Genomic DNA, 338 nt, shown 5'->3' on the forward strand with positions numbered 1-338 from the left:
CAGCATTTTTCAGATCAGCTTCCATTTCCCTCCACGTCTCGATCATCACGCGGTGATCCTCTTCCATGATATGAAGAAACAGAAACTCTTTTCCTTTAAAATGGTGATATAGATTGCCTTTACTGATTTCGGCCGCCTCTAAAATATCCCGAATCGATGTTTCTGAATATCCTTTTTTTGCAAATAAGTCACGCGAAGCGGATACGAGCCTGTTCTTCGTCTTTTCGCTCTTTCCGGCACCGCCTTTTGTATTTGTCACTTCACACAGATCCTTTCCGCCTCATTCATATCGTTGTCCCGGCAAAGCGGGGCTCGGTTCGTTTAAAACCGACCAGTTG

The 338-nt window shown here is 45.0% G+C and carries 1 protein-coding gene; it reads right to left on the reverse strand.

Annotation, left to right across the window (positions count from 1 at the left end):
* A partial coding sequence (locus R0K30_RS21380; RefSeq protein ID WP_410612785.1) for a TetR/AcrR family transcriptional regulator occupies positions 1–259 on the reverse strand: 259 nt, incomplete at its 3' end.
* Positions 260–338: the final 79 nt, after the last annotated feature.

This window comes from Bacillus sp. SIMBA_154, from assembly GCF_046536015.1.
GTDB classification, from domain to species: domain Bacteria; phylum Bacillota; class Bacilli; order Bacillales; family Bacillaceae; genus Bacillus; species Bacillus pumilus_P.